Genomic DNA, 19385 nt, shown 5'->3' with positions numbered 1-19385 from the left:
GATGAACCCGCTGTCCGAGCTGCGTGCCTTCCTGCGCGCCGCGCTGGTCACCCCGGTGCCCCGGGACCACCGAGACGCCGCGGCCGTGCTGCGTCGGCGGCGCCTGGCGTCCGCCGCCACGCTGGTCGTCGGCGGGGTGGTGCTGTGGTGGTCGCTGCGGCTCCCGCCCGGTGATCCCCGCTTCTACGCCTGGACCACGGCGCTGGCCGCCATCTGGGTGGGCGGTGCCTTCCTCTCCGGACGGCTCTACCTGGGCCGCGGGCATACCCGGGCCGGGGCGTATGCGCGCCCGGTCGTCCAGTCGCTCGCGCTCGGCGTGCTGCTGCTCGTCGTCTTCCTCGCCGGTGGGCTGCTCGTGGGCCAGATCCCGTGGCTCGCGGGACCGGTGAACGAGCTGCTCGACCACGTCCGCTTCTCCTCGGTCCCGATCGTCCTCGTCATCACCGTGATGAACGGCATCGCCGAGGAGATCTTCTTCCGCGGCGCGCTCTACGCCGCGATCCCGCAGCGCTGGACCGTCCTCGCGACGACGGCGCTCTACGCCGTCGTCACCGTCGGCTCCGGGGTGCCGCTCCTCGTCCTCGCCGCCGTCCTGCTCGGCCTCGTCTGCGGCCTGCAGCGGCGGGTCACCGGGGGCATCCTCGGCCCCGCCATCACGCACATCACCTGGTCCGCCGGGATGCTCCTCCTCCTTCCTCCCCTCCTCCAGATCGTGAGCTGAACGATGACAGAACCCTCCGACAACCCCGGCACCGACGACGACCGCGGCACCCCTGACACCCGTGACGCCGGCCGGGCGCGTGGACGCGCCCTGGTGACCGGGGCCACCGGCTACATCGGTGGTCTCATGGTGCCCCTCCTGCTGGAGCAGGGGCATACCGTCCGCGTGCTCACCCGCTCCGCCGACAAGCTGCCGCAGGAGTGGGCGGACCGGGTCGAGGTGACCGAGGGCGACGCCAGCGAGCGCTCCGACCTGCAGCAGGCGCTGGACGGGGTGGACCTCGCCTACTACTTCATCCACTCGATGGACGGCACGGGTGACTTCGTCATGCGGGACCGCCGGCTCGCCCGCGAGTTCGGGCGCGCCGCGCGCGAGGCGGGCGTGGGCCGGATCGTCTACCTCTCCGGCCTTCACCCCGACATCCCCCACGAGGACCTCTCCAAGCACCTGGCCTCCCGCGTGGAGGTGGGCGAGATCCTCATGGCCTGCGGCGTCCCGACCGCCGTGCTCCAGGCGGCCACCGTCATCGGGTCCGGGTCGGCCAGCTTCGAGATGCTGCGCCACCTCACCAAGCGGCTGCCCGTCATGGTCGCCCCCAAGTGGCTGAAGAACCGGATCCAGCCCATCGGCATCGACGACGTGCTGCACTACCTCGTGGCCGCCGGCGACCTGCCCCCCGACGTCAACCGCACCTTCGACATCGGTGGCCCGGACGTCCTCACCTACAAGGCGATGATGCAGGGCTTCGCGCAGGAGACCGGGCTCTCCCACCGCCTCGTCGTGACCGTGCCGGTGCTCACGCCGTGGCTGGCCAGTCAGTGGGTCGGGCTGGTCACCCCGGTGGACACCGGCGTCGCCAAGCCGCTGGTCGGCTCGCTCGTGCACGAGGTGGTCTGCGGGGAGGACGACCTCGCCGAGATGGTCGGGCGACCGCCGGGCGGCGCGACGTCCTACCGCGACGCCGTCCGCAAGGCCATGGCCTAGCGCCTCTCTCCCAGGCCCTTCCCGCTCGGGCCACTCCCTCCTGAGCCCACGCGTACCGACCGGCGTGCACGACGGCCGGCGGCGGCGGCATACCCGCAGGAGCGACCCCGATGTGCACGCCGGTCGGCACGCCGACCCCCGGGTATGCCTGTGGACAAGTCTCCCGGAGCCTCGCCGCAGCGTGCAGGCTGGGCGCATGGGGGTCGAGGAGGCGTTGCGGCGCACCGGCGGGAGGGCGACCGCCGGTGAGCTGCGCGCCCTCGGGGTCCCGCGCCGCGCCCTGGCGCGGGCCCTGCACGACGGCACCGTGGTCCGGACCCGCCGTGGCCACTACCGGCTCGCCGCACTGTCCGACCAGCTGGACGTGGCCGTCTCGCTCACCGCGGCGCTGTCGCACCGCAGCGCCGCGCTGCACCACGGCCTCCAGGTGGGGACGGCTCCGGAGCTGCCGGAGGTGGTCGTGCGCCGCAACCGACGTCTCGACCCCGGGCAGCAGGCACGGGCGGCGGTGCGGTGGCGCCCGGTCGAGCCCGCCGAGCTGCGGGCCGGCACCACGGGGCTGATCCGGACCGTCGTGGACTGCGCGCGTGACCTCAGCCTGCCCGAGGCGCTGGCGGTCGCCGACTCGGCCCTGCGGCGCACCGACGTGAGCCCGCAGGACCTGCGCGAGGCGGCCGCGGCGCTGCGCGGGCCCGGCTGCCGGCAGGCGCGGGAGGTGGCGCTGCGTGCCCGGGCCACGGCGGCGAACCCCTTCGAGTCGTGTCTCCGGGCGCTCGCGCTCCTCGCGGGCCTGGACGTCGAGCCCCAGGTCCAGATCACCGGGCCGAGCCTCTTCGCGCAGGTCGACCTCGCCGACGAGGGCAGGCGGCTGGTGATCGAGGCCGAGAGCTTCACCCACCACGCGCACCGCCGGGGCTTCCGCAAGGACCTGCAGCGCTACACCGACCTCGGCGTCCACGGCTGGACCGTGCTCCGTTTCTCCTGGGAGGACGTCATGCTCCGGCCCGAGCGGGTGCTCTGGGCGCTGCGCTCGTGGCGGGAGGCGCGCGACGAGGGCCGGCCGGTGGGGCACCCGCCCCGCGCCGTGCGGGCCGGCGTGCAGATCGGGGCCTGAGGGCGGCATACCCGCAGGAACGTGGTGGGTGTGCACGCCGGCCGGTGCAGGAGGTGGTGGCGTGCTCGGGTCGCTCGCCGTTCACAGACCTGCCTCCAGCGGGCCCTTGAAGGTGCCCCTGTCGGTGCCAGCCCGTAGGGTCGGACGAATGATCCGCTTCGAGGGCGTGACCAAGAGGTATGCCGACGGCGTGACGGCGGTCGACGACCTGACCCTGGAGGTCCCCAAGGGCGGGATCACGGTCTTCGTCGGCCCGTCCGGCTGCGGCAAGACCACCAGCCTGCGCATGATCAACCGGATGGTGGAGCCGACCGAGGGTCGGATCCTCATCAACGACCAGGACGTCGCGGACCGCAAGCCGGCCCAGCTGCGCCGGTCGATCGGCTACGTCATCCAGCACGCCGGGCTGTTCCCGCACCGCACGGTGCTCAAGAACGTCATGACCGTCCCCAAGCTCATCGGCTGGGACGCGGGACGGGCCAGGTCGGCGGCGATGGAGGCGATCGAGAAGGTCGGGCTCACCGCCAACCAGGCCGAGCGCTACCCGGCGCAGCTGTCCGGCGGCCAGCAGCAGCGCGTCGGCGTCGCCCGGGCGCTGGCCAGCGACCCCGAGGTCGTCCTCATGGACGAGCCCTTCAGCGCGGTCGACCCGCTCGTGCGGATGGACCTGCAGGCGGAGGTCAAGCGGCTGCAGCGCGAGCTCGGGATCACCGTCGTCCTCGTCACCCACGACATCGACGAGGCCATCGTCCTGGGTGACCACGTCGCGGTCCTGCGCCAGGGCGGCAAGCTCGCCCAGCTCGCGAGCCCGGGGGAGCTGCTGCGGGAGCCGGCCGACGACTTCGTCGCCAGCTTCGTCGGCAAGGACCGCGGCTACCGCAAGCTCGGGTTCACCGGCACCCACCTCGAGCCCTCCCCGGAGCAGACGGTCTCGCTCGGTGAGGACGTCCCCGAGGGCCGGGGCTGGGTGCTCGCCGTCGGCGAGGGGGGTGAGCCGCTCGGCTGGGTGGACCGGCATACCTCCGGCGGGCCGGTCGAGCGGGACGAGCTGCACCGTATGGGCGCGCTCGCCGAGGTCGGCGACAGCGCCCGGGTCTTCCTCGACGCGGCGCTCTCCGCACCCTCCCGTCGCGGGGTGGTCGTCTCCGAGGGCCGGGTCGTCGGCACGGTCTCGGCGCAGCAGGTCGTCGACTCCCTGGAGCAGGTGTGATCGGGGGCGTCGCCTGGTCCACCGTCGGTGACCTCCTGCTGCGGCACCTCTACCTCGCCGGCCTGCCCCTGCTGCTAGGCCTCGTCATCAGCCTGCCCCTGGGCTGGCTGGCCACGCGCTACCGCTGGCTGGCGCCGCCGATGATCGCCGGGACCGGGCTGCTCTACACCATCCCCTCGCTCGCGCTCTTCATCCTGCTGCCGCTGCTGCTCGGCACCCGGGTGCTCGACGACGCCAACGTCCTCGTCGCCATGACGCTGTATGCCATCGCCCTGCTCACCCGCACGGTCGCCGACGGCCTGGGCTCGGTCCCGGTCGCGACCCGGCAGGCCGCGACGGCGATGGGCTACGGCGAGCTGCGGCGCACCCTCGTCGTCGACCTGCCGCTGGCCGTGCCCGTCATCACCGCGGGCCTGCGGGTCGCCGCGGTGAGCAACGTCTCCATCGTCTCGGTGGCCGCCCTCATCGGGGTGAGCCAGCTCGGGCAGCTGTTCACCGAGGGCTTCAACCGCAACGACATGGGCCCGATCCTCGTCGGCATCGGGGCCTGCGTGGGGCTGGCGCTGGTCCTCGACGCGGGCATCGCGCTGCTCTCCCGGGTGCTCACCCCCTGGCTGCGGGCGGGGGCGGCCTGATGATCTCGCTCACCTGGCAGTGGCTCACCGACCCGCAGACCTGGACCGGGCCGGGCGGGATCCTCGCGCAGAGCGTCACCCACCTGCGGATCTCGGTCATCGCGCTGATCCTCGCCGCCCTCGTCGCGGTGCCCGTGGGGCTCTACATCGGGCACACCGGGCGGGGCCGGTGGCTCGCCATCAACCTCGCCGGGGCCTTCCGCGCCATCCCCTCCCTCGGAGTGCTCTTCGTCGCCACCCTGCTCCTGCTGCCCCGGCTCAGCGGCAACCTCGCCTTCGAGCTGCCGGTCGTGCTCGTGCTGGTGCTGCTCGCCGTCCCGCCGGTGCTCTCCGGCACGTATGCCGGGGTCGAGGCGGTCGACCCCGCAGCGCGCGACGCGGCCCGCGGCGTGGGCATGACCGAGTCCCAGATCCTGTGGCAGGTGGAGTTCCCGGCCGCGCTGCCGCTGCTCATCTCCGGGCTGCGCTCGGCGATGCTCCAGATCATCGCGACCGCCACCATCGCCGCCATCGTGGGGATCGGCGGGCTCGGGCGCTACCTCATCGACGGGCAGGCCTCGCGGCAGTACGAGGTCATGGCCGGTGGCGCCATCGTGGTGGCCGCCCTCGCGCTCCTCGTGGACGTGGTGATGGCGGGGGTCCAGCGCCTCGTCGTGTCCCGTGGGCTCGTCGAGGCGAGCGCCACATGAACCGGCCCGATGCGGACCGTGACCAGATCGTGACCCGCGGGCGGCATACCCGTCGCGGGCGAGATGTTCGACCTGACCAGAGAGCGCACCCGATCGGGAGGACCCACCGTGCGACGTAGCACCCTCATCACCCTTGCCCTCAGCGCGACCCTCGGCCTCGCCGCCTGCGGCGGCGGGGGCGACCCCATGGACACCGGCGGAGGTGAGGAGGCCGAGGGCGGCGAGGCGTCGGCGGAGTCGGCCGGCAGCCTCACCGTCGGGTCCGCCAACTTCCCCGAGAACGAGCTGCTCGCGGAGATCTACGCGGCGGCCCTGTCCGACGCCGGGGTCGACGTGGACACGCAGCTCAACATCGGCAGCCGCGAGGCCTACATCGCCGGCATCCAGGACGGCTCCATCGACGCCCTGCCGGAGTACACCGGCGGGCTGGCGACCTTCTTCAACCCGGAGATCACGGCCACCTCGCCCGAGGACGTGCTCGCCGACCTCCAGGACAACCTCCCCGAGGACCTCGAGGTCCTGGAGATCAGCGAGGCCCAGGACAAGGACTCCCTCGTCGTGACCCGGGAGACGGCCGACGAGCTCGGGCTGACCTCCATCGCCGACCTCGCCGACCACGCCGGCGACATGACCCTCGGCGGTCCGCCGGAGTTCGAGAGCCGGCCCAACGGCGTCGACGGCCTGGCGGAGGTCTACGGCCTGGAGTTCGCCGGCTTCCGCTCGCTGGCCGCCGGGGCCAACCTCACGGTGCAGTCGCTGGCCAACGGGCAGGTGGACGTCGCCAACATCTTCACCACCAACCCGGCGATCGAGGAGAACGACTTCGTCGTCCTGGAGGACCCGGAGTCGCTCTTCGCCGCGCAGAACGTCGTGCCCCTCATCCGCGCCGACGCCGTCAACCCGACGATCGAGGAGACCCTGAACGAGGTCTCCGCCGCGCTCGACACCGAGAACCTCACCTCGATGATGGTGCAGGTCCAGACCGAGGGCGAGGACCCGGCCGACGTCGCCCGCGAGTTCGTCGACGCCAACCTCTGAGCGGACCTCAGCCGGCGTGCAGCCGGCGGGACACCGTGCGGGCGGCCTCGACGACCGAGACGGGCAGGTGCCGGGAGCCGGCGAGCTTCGCCTCGTCGGCACCGTGCCCTCCCACCCAGAGCGGCATCTGCGGGTGCGCCGACTGCAGCGACTCGATCAGCCGGGCTGCCGGCGCCCCGTCGCGGGGCATCGGCACGCTGATGACGACCCCGGCGGGCTGCAGGGCGGCCACCGAGTGCTCCCAGCTCTCGTGCGGCACGTCCGCCCCGAGGAAGCGCACGTCGATGCCCTGTCGGCGCAGGCACACGGCGAAGCCCATCGTGCCGAGCAGGTGCAGCGCCCCGGGCGGCAGCCCGACCAGGGCGACGGGGGCGCCCGCGTTGGGGCCGGCCGCGTCGAAGGCCGTGGACAGCCGCCGCTGCACCGCGGCGGAGACGAAGTGCTCACCGGAGATGTCGACCTCGCCGCGCTCCCAGGCGCGCCCCAGCGCGGAGAGCGCCGGCAGGAGCCACCCCTCGAGCGCCTGCTCGAAGGACACCCCTGCCAGGGCCCGGTCCAGCACCTGGCTGAGCTGGGTCTCGTCGTAGCGCTGCGCCGCCTGGATGAGCTCGGCCACCGGCGGGCCGTGGCCCACCGGTCCCGCACCCGGGGGCGCCGCGATCGGTGCCGTGAGCGAGTCGCGCACCTGGGACGCCGCGAGTGAGGCAGGGGTGCCCTGCCTCACCAGCTCGGCCATGTGGGTCAGCCGCCGGACGTCCTCCTGGTCGTAGAGCCGGTAGTGGGAGGAGGAACGCTGCGGCTCCACCACGGCGTAACGCCGTTCCCAGGCTCGCAGCGTCGCGGACGGGATGCCGGTCGCCTCGGCGACCTGCTTCACGGTGTAGCGCACCCCCTGCACCGGGTGCCTCCTGACGTTCTCGGACAAAGGTAGGACGGTCCTTGGACAGGAAGCCTAGCGCCTGGGGGAGGCGGTGACCGAGGATCAGCCGGGGGCGGTGACCGTCCGGCGCTCTCCGGCGAGGACCACTCCGTGCAGCGCCCACCCCGTGGGCAGGGCGGGGGAGGGGTCGGTGCGCAGCCTCGGCGCGCTGGCCGGTCCGTCGACGCCGAGCCCGACGGCCGCGGTCATCATCGCCGCCGCCGTGGCGGCCGACCAGGCCTGCGGGCGGCAGGCGGCGGGGTAGGGCGCGGCGGCCCGTCCCACCGCCTCCCCGGAGAGCAGCTCGGGGAAGCGGCCGCCGGTGGCCTCGGCCAGCCGGAGCAGCCCCTCGACGACCTGGTCCGCCGCCTCCCGGTGCCCGGTGGCCACGAGACCACGCAGCGCGATCGCCGTGTCATGGGTCCAGACCGACCCCGTGTGGTAGCCGAGCGGGTTGTACGCCGGGTTGTCGGAGGAGAGCGTGGCGATCCCGAAGGACGTGAGCAGGTCCGGGCGCAGGAGCCGGCGCACGACCCGGTCGGCCTCCTGCGGCGTGAGCATCCCGGTCTCGAGGACGTGGCCCATGTTGGAGCCGACACCGTCCACCGGCGCGCCGTCCCGGTCCAGCGCCATGGCGAGGTATGCCTCGTCCCCGCTCCCGACCCAGAACCGCTCGCGGACCCGGCCCGAGAGGGCGTCGGCCCAGTCGCGCAGCGGCTGCCCGTCGCCGGCGTCGAGCGCCTCGAGCAGGTCGGCGGCCCCGCGGGCGGCCTCCACGGCATACCCCTGCGCCTCGAGGAGCGCGATGGGGGCGGGGGCGATCGACCCGTCGGCCCGCCGCATCGAGTCCCCGGAGTCCTTCCAGCCCTGGTTGGCCAGCCCGGTGCCGGCGGCGTCGAGGTAGCGCAGGAAGCCGTCCGGCGACGCGGCGACCGCGTGCTGCATCCAGCCGAGTGCGGCGCGCACGTGGGGGACCAGGGGTGCGAGGTCCTCCGGCGGCGTGCCCCACCGCCAGAGGTCGTGGACGAGGCAGACCCACAGCGCGGTCGCGTCCACCGACCCGAAGTAGACGGGCGGCAGGTCGAGCTCGTGGTCCTGGAAGGACTCGCGCCGGACCTCGTGCAGGATCTTGCCCGGCTCGGCCCCGGTGCTCGCGTCGTGCTCCACCGCCTGTCGCCGGGCCAGCGTCCGGGCGGTGCCCAGGGCCAGGTCGGGGGCGAAGGGCAGCAGGAGGCGCGCGGCCCAGACCGCGTCCCGGCCGAAGAGCGTGAGGTACCACGGCGAGCCCGCCGCGATGAAGCTGTCCTCCGGGTGCTCGGGGTCGATCTGCGCGAGGTGACGCAGGTCGGCGAGGTTGGTGCCGGTCGCCAGCTCCCACCGGGGGCCGGCGTCGAGGCGCACCGCGGAGAGGTCGCAGCGCCCGGGCCGGCTGTCGAAGGTCGTCCGCGCGAGGCGCTCTGCCGCGAGAAGCACGCGCAGGGTCGTACGTCCCTGGGCCGGCAGCGACAGGCCCCACCGCAGCCGGACCCCACCACCGTCCACCGGCTCGACCGCGGTGGGTGTCGGCTGCGCCGACAGCGTGGTCCGGTGCCGCTCGTCGGCCCAGCTCGCCCCGGGACCGTCCGGCTCGGCCACGAGGAGCCGGTCGTCGTCGGCCAGGCCGCCCTTGACCCGCGCGAGGGCCGCCCCGTCCCCACCGCAGTCCAGCTCGACGTCGAGGTGCAGCTCGTCCTCGGCGCGGGAGACGAACTCGATCTCCTCGACGAGCTCGGCGTCCCGCAGCAGGCGCCGCCGGTGGACCTGCACCAGGGGGTCGGGGGTCGGCCCGGCCAGGGCCCGGGCGACCCCGAGCAGCTCGGTGCGCGCTCCTGCCGAGGACGCGGCGACCGGCACCGGGCCCTCCCCGGCCACGCGGAGCTCGAGCAGGGAGAGCACCCGCTGGTCGTCGAGGAACCAGCCGGTCCCCGGGGCGCGGACCACCCCGGCCCGGTCGCTCAGCAGGGTGGAGGGCCCGTCGACCGCGATCTCCAGCTCGTGCAGCCAGGGCTGCTGCGCCATCGGTGTCTCCTGACGTCGGGGGAACCCTTGACAACCCGAGAGTCTTGGGTCCATGCTCGGGGAAACGCAAGTTTGAACGTTCAAATCACGCGCCCAGCCAACACTGCCGGGACGCCCGACGTCAAGGGAGACGCTCGATGCGCCGAGAGGACGCCCACCGCCGCGCCACGATCAACGACGTGGCGCGCGCGGCAGCGGTCTCGCGGCAGACGGTGTCCAACGTCCTCAACAAGCCGCACCTCGTGCGTCCGGAGACGCTGGAGCGGGTGCGCCAGGAGGTCGACCGGCTCGGCTACCGGCCGAGCCAGGCCGCCCAGGGGATGCGCAGCCAGCGGGCGGGGGCCGTCGGGATCGAGCTCAACGCCGTGCAGCGCGCCGGCTCCGACGTCGCCCAGCTCTTCCTCACCGAGCTCACCGTCGCGGCGCCCCGCTTCGACGTGCACCTCGTGCCCTTCGCCCACGAGAGCACCTTCCCGGCGGTGGAGGGCTACCAGGACATGGTGCGGCGCCGGCTGGTGGACGCCTTCGTCCTGTCCGACACCCACGTCGGCGACCCCCGCCCCGAGTGGCTGCTGCAGACCCGGATCCCTTTCGCCGCCTTCGGGCGCCTCTACGACCAGCCCGAGCTCACCTGCTGGGCGGACGTGGACGGCGCCTCCGGCACGGCGCAGGCCGTCGAGCACCTGCACGCCCGGGGGTACCGCCGGGTCGCCTACCTGGGGTGGCCGCACGACCGGCCCGCCTCGGCCGTGGCCGAGGCCCGCTGGGAGGGCTGGAGCACCGCCGCGTCCGCGCGGGGGACCGCCGGCCCGGAGGGCACCTGCGAGCAGGATCTCACCGACGCGACCCGGGCGGCGGACGCGCTGCTGGAGCCGCTGGAGCCGGGGGACGCCGTCGTCTGCGCCTCGGACCTGCTGGCCCTGGGGGTCGTGTATGCCGCCTACGCCCGGGGGTGGCGGGTCGGCCCCGACCTCGGGGTCGTCGGCTTCGACGGCTCCCTCATCGCCTCGCGCCACGGCCTGACCACCGTCGAGCAGCCGCTGGCCCTCATCGCCGCCGCACTCCTGGGGGGCATCACCGACCAGCTGACCGGAGGTGCCCTGACACCCTCCGGTCAGCTGCTGGAACCGACGTTGACCCCCGGTCCCTCGACGGACCGGTCGGCGACGACGGGCATACCCATCACCGCACCCGAGCAGAGCTCCCGCCGGTGACCCCCGGCGACCCACGAGGAAGGTCACGACACATGAAGCACACCACCCGTACCGTCGCGTTCGCCACGAGCGGCGCCCTGGCGCTCACCCTGTCCGCCTGCGGCGGCAGCGGCTTCGAGGACACCGGCGGCGGCGAGGGCGGGGACGCGCAGGCCCCGGCCTCCGCCGAGGGTCCGGTGACCCTGCAGATGCTCATCGCCTCCTCCGGCGACGCCGAGACCCAGGCCGTCGAGGAGGCCGCCTCCGCCTGGGCGGAGGAGAGCGGCAACGAGGTCGAGGTCACCGTGGCCTCCGACATGGGCCAGGAGCTGGCCCAGGGCTTCGCCGGGGGCTCCCCGGCCGACGTCTTCTACCTCGACGCGGCCGCCTTCGCCACCAACGCCGAGGCCGGCAACCTCTACCCCTACGAGGCGGAGGACAACGACGACTTCTACGAGCCGCTGCGCGAGGCCTTCACCTACGAGGACGAGCAGTACTGCGCGCCCAAGGACTTCTCCACCCTCGGCCTGGTCATCAACCAGACCATGTGGGAGGAGGCCGGGCTCACCGAGGACGACATCCCGCAGACCTACGACGAGCTGGCGCAGGTCGCCGAGACGCTCGCCACCGACGACATCACCGGCCTGGTGCTCTCGCCCGGCATCGACCGGGCCGGCGCCTTCGTCGTCGGCAGCGGCGGCTGGTGGATGAACGAGGACAACACCGAGCCCACCGCCGACACCCCGGAGGTCATCGCCGGGCTCCAGGTCGTGCAGGACATGATCAGCTCCGGCTCCGCGGCCCTGTCCAGCCAGGTCGACACCGGCTGGGGCGGCGAGGCCCTCGGCACCGGCCGGGCGGCCATGACGATCGAGGGCAACTGGATCAAGGGCGCCATGAGCAACGACTACCCCGACGTGGACTACACCGTCGCCGAGCTGCCCGAGGGGCCGGCCGGGCCGGGCACGCTGCTCTTCACCCAGTGCTGGGGCGTCGCGGCGCAGTCCGACGCCCAGGCCCAGGCGGTCGAGCTGGTCAACCACCTGACCAGCGCCGACCAGCAGATGGCCTTCGCCGACGCCTTCGGCGTCATGCCCTCCCGGCAGTCGGTCTCCGAGGACTACACCGAGGCCTACCCCGAGGATGCGGCCTTCATCGCCGGCGGCGACTACGGGCACGGGCCGATCAACGTCCCGGGCATCGCCGACGTCGTCGCGGACCTCAACTCCCAGCTGGAGGACATCGGCAGCGCCGACCTCGAGGCCGTCGTCCAGTCCTTCGACACCAACGCCGAGGCGGTGCTCGGCGAGTGAGCTCCCGGGACCCACAGCGTCAGCCGGTCGCGGGGTGGTTGTTCATCACCCCGATGCTCGTCATCCTGGGGCTGTTCCTCGCCGCGCCGATCGTCATGGCGCTGTGGGTCTCGGTCTCGGACTGGACCGGCCGCGGCAGCCCCTTCATCTCCGAGGTCAACTTCGTCGGGCTGCGCAACTACCAGGACCTGCTGGCGCAGGACGGGCTGTCGCGCCAGGACTTCATGACCTCGATGCGCAACACGTTCTACTACGTGCTCGGCGTCGTCCCCGCCCAGACCGTGCTGGCGCTGACGCTGGCGGTCATCGTCAACCAGAAGTTCCTGCGCGGCCGCACCTTCTTCCGCACCGCCTTCTACTTCCCGTCCGTGGTCAGCTCGGTGGCGATCTCGCTCGTCTTCCTCTTCCTCTTCACCGGCACCGGCGCCGTCAACCAGTTCCTCGGTCTCTTCGGGATCTCCGGCCCCAACTGGTTCGCCGACTCGCGCGGCGTCCTGCACGTGCTCGGTGACGCGGTGGGCGTGTGGGACGTGTCCGCGCCACCGGCCTTCCTCTCCGGCACCGACGTGCTGAGCCTGTCGCTGTGGGAGTGGCTCTCCGGGCCCTCGGTGGCGCTGAGCGCGATCATGCTGCAGGTCATCTGGACCACGGCCGGGACCTTCATGCTCATGTTCCTCGCCGCGCTGCAGGACCTGCCGACCGAGGTCGACGAGGCCGCCATGGTCGACGGCGCCAACACCTGGCAGCGGTTCATGAACGTCACCGTCCCGCACCTGCGGCCCACGATCCTGCTCGTCGTCACGCTCGGGATCATCGGCACCTGGCAGGTCTTCGACCAGGTCTACGTCATGACCGACGGCGGACCGTCGAAGACGACCCTGACCCCGGCATACCTCAGCTTCCAGACCGCGTTCACCAACCTGGACCTCCCCAGCGGTGCCGCGATCGCCTTCCTGCTGTTCCTGCTCATCTTCGCGCTGACCCAGCTGCAGCGCTTCGTCCTGCGCGACCGTGACGAGGCGCGCCAGCGCCGGGCGGAGCGGCGTCAGCGCCGCGAGCAGAGGACGACGCGCACCCGATCCACGACGGAGGTGTCCGCATGAGCACGACCACGGAGGAGCCCAGGGCGAGGACCGAGAGCACGAGCGCCGTCGGCGAGCGGGACACCTCGGTGAAGAAGATGCTCGTGTATGCCGCGCTGGCCGCCTTCGCGATCATCTACATCTACCCCTTCGTCATCCAGCTCGTCACCGCCTTCAAGACCAACTCCGACGCGGTGGAGAACCCGCTCTCCCTCGTCCCGGACCCGTTCAGCCTGGACGCCTGGAACCGGTTGCTGGAGACGCAGTTCCCGCTGTGGTTCACCAACTCCGTCGTCGTGACCCTCTTCGTCACGGCGATGCGGGTGCTCTTCTGCTCGATGGCGGGGTATGCCCTGGCCCGGCTGAAGTTCTTCGGCCGGGACACGGTCTTCACCGTGCTGCTCGCGCTCATGGCGGTGCCGGGGATCGTGCTGCTCATCCCGAAGTTCCTCGTCATCAACTACCTGGGGATCTACAACTCCTACCCGGCGCTCATCCTGCCGCTGGCGGTGGACGCGGCCGGCGTCTTCATCATGAAGCAGTTCTTCGAGCAGATCCCGCCCTCGATCGAGGAGGCCGCCCGGATCGACGGCGCCGGTCCGTTCCGCACGTTCTGGTCGGTCGTGCTCCCGATGGCGCGGCCGGCGCTCATCACGCTGACGATCCTGTCCTTCCAGGGGTCGTGGAACGAGCTGGGCCACTTCATCATCGCGACCAACGACTCCTCGCTCTACACCCTGACCCGCGGGCTGGCCAGCCTCACCAGCGGCGGTCTCGGGTCGGGCAACCAGTACCCCATCACGATGATGGCCGGCCTGCTCATGACCATCCCGACCGCGATCGTCTTCGTCTTCTTCCAGCGCTACTTCACCCAGGGCGCCAACACCGGCGCGGAGAAGGGCTGACATTCGAAGGGCCGAGAGCCACTTCCCGCCCTCCTAGTGAGGAGATCGGCCAGCCTACTTGACGCCGACCAATCAGGTGTCACCTCGAAATGATCGGATTGCGCCTACCATGAGAAAAGTGTATAAACCAGACGCAACAAATCCAAGCCCCACAATTATCCGATCAAACCAAGCACCTCCCTCCGCTACTAGCCCAACGCCCAGGAAGATGGATACTATCGCCGGTAGCAAGAAACTGAAAGCAACGGGAAGACCGTATTCGAGAACTTTTCCTGGAACCTCTCTAAACCTATTGGACCTGCTCTCCCACGACAGAGGGAGTCCGTCCTTCCCTCCCAAGTCCTCGCGAATGTACTTCCCGATGTTGGATATCTGCACAGCATGATCGACCCACATCAGACCGAATGCTGGGCTGATGATGGATGGTATTAAAGATGCAGTAGAGATAGACCCAGCGCCCAGCGATGAAAATGCAAGTGCGGCAGTCGCCAAACTTCCCGTCAAGCAAGTCAACTGCGCGGTCGAGCGCTGCGTTATCTCAGCCCTCAAGGCGTTGAATTCCGCTACTCGCGCTTGGAAAGCCCTCTCATCCACATGCTGCATTCCGCTACTTTGAATAAGCCTCCTTTTCCGCTTGAACCAACGCGGCAAGGGCCCTTCTCGAACTGTTTCTGACATCTTCAATCCCTTCTTCTTGGCGGATAATGTTGGCAATAAAGTGGGACGCCCATTGCCAAAACTTGTCTGCAAAGGGACCATTGGGCATGGCCGAAGCCGCCTCCGCCGTGCTCCACACGTCCCGCGCCACGTCACTCGTGATGACAACTTGATTTCCACGAATAACCGGCATGAGAAGTTCGTCACCCAGCATGTCGGAGATCGTCTCGTCATCCATCATCAGGGGCAAGTAGTCTTGAGCGACGGTTCTGTTTGGACCGAATTCTGAGGCGTAAAAAACATGAGACATGAAGATCCCCGTTTCGGCCCCAAAGCCAGTCTTTAGCGGGATTATGTCGACGTTGTCCTGCAGGCGCGTGTAGTGACGGCGAGCAGAGACAGTATCTATGAGAATCGCGTATTCACCAAACTTAAACCTTTTGCGCGCCTCATCCTGATCAAACTTGTAAGAGCTCAATTCCGGAGTACGTGCAACCCAAGAGCGGAAGCGTGCCAACCTCTGAGGTTCTAAAGCAAGAGAATCGAAGACGCTCTCATCAGGGACCCAGGACCGAGTAGCGTCGTCTCTCGCAAAAAGTGAGATGCCGAAACTCTGAAGAAGGGGCCAGAAGACAAATGGCTCCGGATTTCCTTTCTTTGAATATGCCCCAATGATCAGACGCCGGGGCTGATTATGTCGTGTGGCTGCGTGATCGCAATTGAAAAGGTCGATCAAACTCCGATGCTCAACATCCCCGACGATGTCGCGATTGATATGGGCGACCATCGTGTCTAGCGCAATCGGTGCCCCGAAGTACAGGCCATCCGCAGCGAGACGCTCCCAGTAGCGGTGGGTCGGTGCCCCTTCTGATATAGCCCTTGGTGGCGATATGGGTCTAAGCATGGCGTGCTGCTTCAATTCTCCGAGCCAGTCATCAGCGCCAACTATGGCGTCAAGTGCTGCTTCGGGTTCGAGCCGGCTAGCCAAGAACTGGCTCCTTAGCGGACGGCCTCCATCGTGCCTCTTGTAACTCGCCCGTACTCCAAAGTCTTCTTCGAACTCCCTAGCGGCTTTCTTCAGAACTGGCTCCAAGTCCACGCCACTGCTCAGTGTGAATGATTTGTTGAAAAATTCAAGATCTTGATGTCTATTGCGGCGCCAGCGTTGACCCCGATGATCGGTGTACGAGATATCTACACTGTGTGGTTCCTGAGCCCGGATTGGCATTTGGTGTTCACCAGGAGGAAGAGACCGAGTGTAAGTATAAAAGCTCTGCGTTCCGCTCGGCGTGTATGTTCGGCAGGCCACATGGGCTGCTGGGACATTGGACTTGTTTGAGATTACGAGTGTGTGTGGCGGTCCACTTATGACCCACACTGAAATAAGTGAAGCGTGTTCTTTGCGCAACAAGTCGCTGGATTGCTTTTGTTCCGTCGTCAGGTTGCGCAGTGACACTGCATTGAATATGAGTGTGGCAATCGCAGCAAGGGCGCCAACGACGATACTGAGAGTGCGGATGGCGCTCTCGTGCTCAATGATGAAATCCATATGGCCCCGATCTGTAGCGATGTCTTACAGAGAAGGTATCTGGTTTGAGTTGTCCGCGCCATGGGCAAGACTGTTAGGGACGCGAAGACTGGGGCAGCAGCGTAATCTCTGAACCGGTGACGGCCTCCGCAATGTGCCGTTACTCAGGGCGGGCCTGCTCATGACCATCCCGACCGCGATCGTCTTCTTCCAGCGCTACTTCACCCAGGGCGCCAATGCCGGCGCGGAGAAGGGCTGACGCACCGGGGTCAGGTATGACGAAGGGCCGCCACCCGTGCGGGTGGCGGCCCTTCGTCGTGCCGGGGTCAGAGACCCTCGACGCGGTCCTCGGGAGCGGTGAGGTCCGGGGTGGCCCGGAGGTAGTCCACGAGGTTGGCCAGGTCCTCGGGGCCGCCGACCAGGTTGGTTCCCTCGGTGAACGCGGTGAAGCTGTCACCACCCTGCTGGAGGAAGTTCAGGGTCGAGACCCGGTAGGTCTCGTCCATCTCCAGCGGGACACCGTCGAGCTGCATGTCGCTGACCTTGCTGCCCTCGGGCTGGCTGTCGTCCCAGGTGTAGGTGAAGCCCTCGGAGACACCCAGCGCGAGGTAGGGGCGCCCGCGGTCCGGGACGTACTGCTGCTCCAGCACCGCCTTGACCTGCTCGCCGGTCATGTCGATCGACACCAGGAGGTTGCCGAACGGCATGACGTTGTAGGCCTCCTGGTAGGTGACCTCGCCGGGCGCCTCGCCGTTGCTGATCTGGTCCACCAGCAGGCTGGCGCGGACGCCGCCGACGTTCATGAACGAGATCTGCGCACCGCCCTCGTCCTCGCCGTCGGTGCCCCAGAGGATGGAGTCGGCCACGAGGTCGGCCATCGGCGTCTCGATGCCACGGTCACCGCCGGCGTCGCCGGTGATGTCCTCGGCCACCGTGCCGACCACCTCGCCGGCGAGCACCTCGGCCCGGGCGACCCACTTGTCCACGACGCTCGCGGTCTCCGGGTCGTCGGCGATCGACTGCAGCACCAGGTTGTTGTGGGCGTAGGCCCGGTCCCGGGTCACGTCGCCGCTCTCCCGGGAGATCGTCAGTGCCGTCTCGGTCACGACGCGGCCGTACTGGTTGGCGCTCGTGACGAGGCGGTCGGCGCCGTCCGGGTCGGGGATGGTGCAGACGTAGGGCTGGTGGGTGTGCCCGGTGACCACGGCGTCGATGGCCGGGTCGAGGTTCTCCGCGATCTCCACGACCGGGCCGGAGATGCCCTCGCAGGCGTCGTAGCCACCGGTCTGGTAGCCACCCTCGTGCAGCAGCACGACGATCGACTCGACGCCCTGCTCGCGCAGCTGGGCCGCCTGGGCGTTGGCCGTCTCGACCTCGTCCAGGAAGTCGACGGTGGACACGCCACCGGGGCTGACCAGGGTCGGGGTGTCCTCGAGCGTCATGCCGATGAAGCCCACGTCGACGCCGTCGACGGTCCGCACCTCGGTGCCGGGCAGGATCGACTCGCCGGACTCCTTGTCCACGACGTTGGCGGCGAGCCACTGGAAGTCGGCGCCGTCGTAGGGCTCGTCCTCGAAGCAGCCGCGCTCGGGGTGGCATCCGCCCTCCTGCATGCGCAGCAGCTCCTCGACCCCCTCGTCGAACTCGTGGTTGCCGACGCTGGAGACGTCCAGCCCGGCGACCTCGAGCGTCTCGACCGACGGCTCGTCCTGGAAGAGGCCGGAGACGAAGGTGGAGCCACCGATGAGGTCGCCCGCGGCGACGGTCAGGGTCTGGTCGTCGAAGGAGCGGGTGCGCAGCGCCTCGAGCGTCGAGGTGAGGTTGACGGCGCCCCCGACGAGGTTCTGGTCGGGGTCCTGCTCGGGGTCGAGCGTCCCGTCCTCCTCCTCGATGTGCCCGTGGTAGTCGTTGAACGAGAGCATCTGGACGACGAGCTCGTCGACCCAGACGGGCAGCACCGCGTTGAGCGCGTCCTCCACCGGCGCCTTCTCCAGCGCTCCCTCGCCGCCGAAGAGCACCAGGCCCTGCGGCGAGAGCTGGTCCAGGGCGGTCGCGGTGGCCGTCGGCACCCCGTCGGCCTTGCCGAGCAGGAGCGGGCCCTCGTGGTAGGCGGCGAAGGCGCCACCGGTCAGCGCGTCGGGGTAGTCCTGCCCGCTCGCGAGATAGGCCACGGAGTCGTACTCGTAGGTCGAGGCGAGGGCCACGGCGGTGCCGTAGCGGTCGGACCCGAAGACCCGCGTGGTGTCCGGGACGAGCTCGGTCACGGCCTCGACCACGTCGTCGGAAACGGCACCGGAGCCGCCGAGCACGACCACCGACTCCGGCTGGAGGGTCTGGATCGCCTCGAGCGTGCTCGGCCGCAGCTGCGCCGGGTCGGTGAGCAGCATCGGCGCGCCGTCCCGGCCGGCGCGGGCGCCGCCGGTCAGCGCGTCCGGGTAGTCGGTGCCGGTCGCGAGGTAGAGCACCGGCAGGCCGGTCGGGAAGAGGCTCGCCACCTCCGCGGAGGTGTCGTAGCGGTTGGCGCCGGCGACCCGGGTGACCTCGGCGCCGAAGCCCTCCAGGGCCTCCTCCACGTCGTCGGACACGGCGACGTCGCCGCCGACAAGGACGATCTGGCTCGGGGCGAGGTCCTCCAGGGCGGAGGCGGTGGCCTGGGGGAGCTGGTCCTGCTTGGTGAGGAGCATCGGCACCGGGAGGCCGGCGCCGTCGACGTCCGGGCTGGCCAGCCCGGCCGCGACGGCGGCGGAGGAGGCGGGCAGCTGCGCGCTCAGGGCGTCCGGGAAGACCTGCCCGGAGGCGACGACCACGGTGTCGGTGGCGTCGGCCGGGAAGGCGCGGGCGATCTCCGCCGCGGTGCCGTAGCGGTCGGTGCCCGAGATCCGGAGCGCCTCGCTCGGGTCCTCGATCTCGGGGGCGGCCTTCAACGGAGAGCCGGGCGCCGCGGCGGAGCTGGTGGCGACCGCGGCACCTCCGCTCACCAGCGCGACCGCGGCACCGACCGCCACGAGGCGGCGTCGTGCGGGAGGGGTTCGGTGGGACATGCGTTCGGATCTCCTCACGGGGTTCGACGGAGCTCGGCGGTGAGCACCAGGACAGCAACGTAGCCCATACCCCAGCGGCCGGACCTGACGAACGGACCACCCCCGGGTGGACGGGGCACGGCCGCCCGTCGACGCCGTGTGAAATGAGTGACCCGTGTGACTTCTGTGACGTCCCAGGTTTCGGCTTGGTCAAGAAAACGCAGGTGGGGCTACCGCACGGCCCGTGCTGGACGTACGCTTCTCACCAGCGTCGAGAGACCTGATGGAGGTGTCGCTCGGCGCTGCGCGGCGTCCACGA

15 protein-coding genes are annotated in these 19385 nt (G+C 70.2%); 11 read left to right on the top strand and 4 right to left on the bottom strand.

Annotation, left to right across the window (positions count from 1 at the left end; genetic code table 11):
* Position 1 precedes the first annotated feature (1 nt).
* From SGUI_RS08850 to SGUI_RS08820, 7 genes are all read left to right on the top strand, one after another.
* Complete coding sequence (locus SGUI_RS08850; RefSeq protein ID WP_066638927.1) at positions 2–721, top strand: CPBP family intramembrane glutamic endopeptidase; 720 nt, start codon at positions 2–4, stop codon at positions 719–721.
* A gap of 3 nt (positions 722–724) precedes the next feature.
* Positions 725–1705, top strand: coding sequence for an NAD(P)H-binding protein (locus SGUI_RS08845; RefSeq protein ID WP_066638924.1), 981 nt, complete (start codon positions 725–727; stop codon positions 1703–1705).
* A 196-nt stretch (positions 1706–1901) separates the two neighbouring features.
* Positions 1902–2819: a type IV toxin-antitoxin system AbiEi family antitoxin domain-containing protein gene (locus SGUI_RS08840; protein ID WP_066638921.1), complete on the top strand. Its 918-nt coding sequence runs from the start codon at positions 1902–1904 to the stop codon at positions 2817–2819.
* Positions 2820–2967: 148 nt separating this feature from the next.
* On the top strand, positions 2968–4029 hold the full coding sequence (locus tag SGUI_RS08835) for an ABC transporter ATP-binding protein (protein ID WP_066638917.1): 1062 nt from the start codon (positions 2968–2970) through the stop codon (positions 4027–4029).
* Positions 4026–4664 carry an ABC transporter permease gene (locus tag SGUI_RS08830; protein WP_066638915.1) on the top strand — a complete coding sequence of 213 codons (639 nt, stop codon included), beginning with the start codon at positions 4026–4028 and terminating at the stop codon, positions 4662–4664. Before SGUI_RS08835 ends, SGUI_RS08830 begins: the two co-directional genes overlap by 4 nt.
* Complete coding sequence (locus SGUI_RS08825) at positions 4664–5353, top strand: ABC transporter permease (protein ID WP_066638914.1); 690 nt, start codon at positions 4664–4666, stop codon at positions 5351–5353. Before SGUI_RS08830 ends, SGUI_RS08825 begins: the two co-directional genes overlap by 1 nt.
* 108 nt (positions 5354–5461) lie before the next feature.
* A complete protein-coding gene (locus SGUI_RS08820) occupies positions 5462–6391 on the top strand; it encodes an ABC transporter substrate-binding protein (protein WP_202816566.1) in 930 nt (309 codons plus the stop codon).
* Positions 6392–6398: 7 nt separating this feature from the next.
* Here the strand turns inward: SGUI_RS08820 and SGUI_RS08815 are convergent, their stop codons facing one another.
* Both SGUI_RS08815 and SGUI_RS08810 read right to left on the bottom strand, forming a co-directional pair.
* On the bottom strand, positions 6399–7289 hold the full coding sequence (locus SGUI_RS08815; RefSeq protein WP_066638912.1) for a MerR family transcriptional regulator: 891 nt from the start codon (positions 7287–7289) through the stop codon (positions 6399–6401).
* An 84-nt stretch (positions 7290–7373) separates the two neighbouring features.
* Entirely contained in the window at positions 7374–9368 is a 1995-nt protein-coding gene (locus SGUI_RS08810) for a glycogen debranching N-terminal domain-containing protein (RefSeq protein WP_066638910.1), read from the bottom strand.
* Between the two features lie 137 nt (positions 9369–9505).
* Here SGUI_RS08810 and SGUI_RS08805 point away from each other — a divergent pair, with 137 nt between their 5' ends.
* From SGUI_RS08805 to SGUI_RS08790, 4 genes are read left to right on the top strand one after another with little or no spacing between them, the layout of a single operon-like run.
* The gene (locus SGUI_RS08805) at positions 9506–10582 is read left to right on the top strand and encodes a LacI family DNA-binding transcriptional regulator (RefSeq protein ID WP_066638907.1); all 1077 of its coding nucleotides are present in this window, start codon (positions 9506–9508) and stop codon (positions 10580–10582) included.
* Between the two features lie 32 nt (positions 10583–10614).
* A complete protein-coding gene (locus SGUI_RS08800) occupies positions 10615–11874 on the top strand; it encodes an extracellular solute-binding protein (protein WP_066638905.1) in 1260 nt (419 codons plus the stop codon).
* A complete protein-coding gene (locus SGUI_RS08795) occupies positions 11871–12977 on the top strand; it encodes a carbohydrate ABC transporter permease (protein WP_237141311.1) in 1107 nt (368 codons plus the stop codon). Before SGUI_RS08800 ends, SGUI_RS08795 begins: the two co-directional genes overlap by 4 nt.
* Positions 12974–13861, top strand: a complete 888-nt coding sequence (locus SGUI_RS08790; protein WP_083190586.1) for a carbohydrate ABC transporter permease — start codon at positions 12974–12976, stop codon at positions 13859–13861. Before SGUI_RS08795 ends, SGUI_RS08790 begins: the two co-directional genes overlap by 4 nt.
* A gap of 607 nt (positions 13862–14468) precedes the next feature.
* Here the strand turns inward: SGUI_RS08790 and SGUI_RS17420 are convergent.
* Positions 14469–16067, bottom strand: a complete 1599-nt coding sequence (locus tag SGUI_RS17420; protein ID WP_157621789.1) for a type 2 periplasmic-binding domain-containing protein — start codon at positions 16065–16067, stop codon at positions 14469–14471.
* 305 nt (positions 16068–16372) lie between these two features.
* Positions 16373–19087: a cell wall-binding repeat-containing protein gene (locus tag SGUI_RS08785; RefSeq protein WP_083190585.1), complete on the bottom strand. Its 2715-nt coding sequence runs from the start codon at positions 19085–19087 to the stop codon at positions 16373–16375.
* Positions 19088–19385 lie beyond the last annotated feature (298 nt).

The sequence above is a fragment of the Serinicoccus hydrothermalis genome (genome assembly GCF_001685415.1).
GTDB lineage: Bacteria > Actinomycetota > Actinomycetes > Actinomycetales > Dermatophilaceae > Ornithinicoccus > Ornithinicoccus hydrothermalis.
Note: the sequence above shows the minus strand (reverse complement) of the source record. Positions and strands in the feature narration are given on the sequence as shown.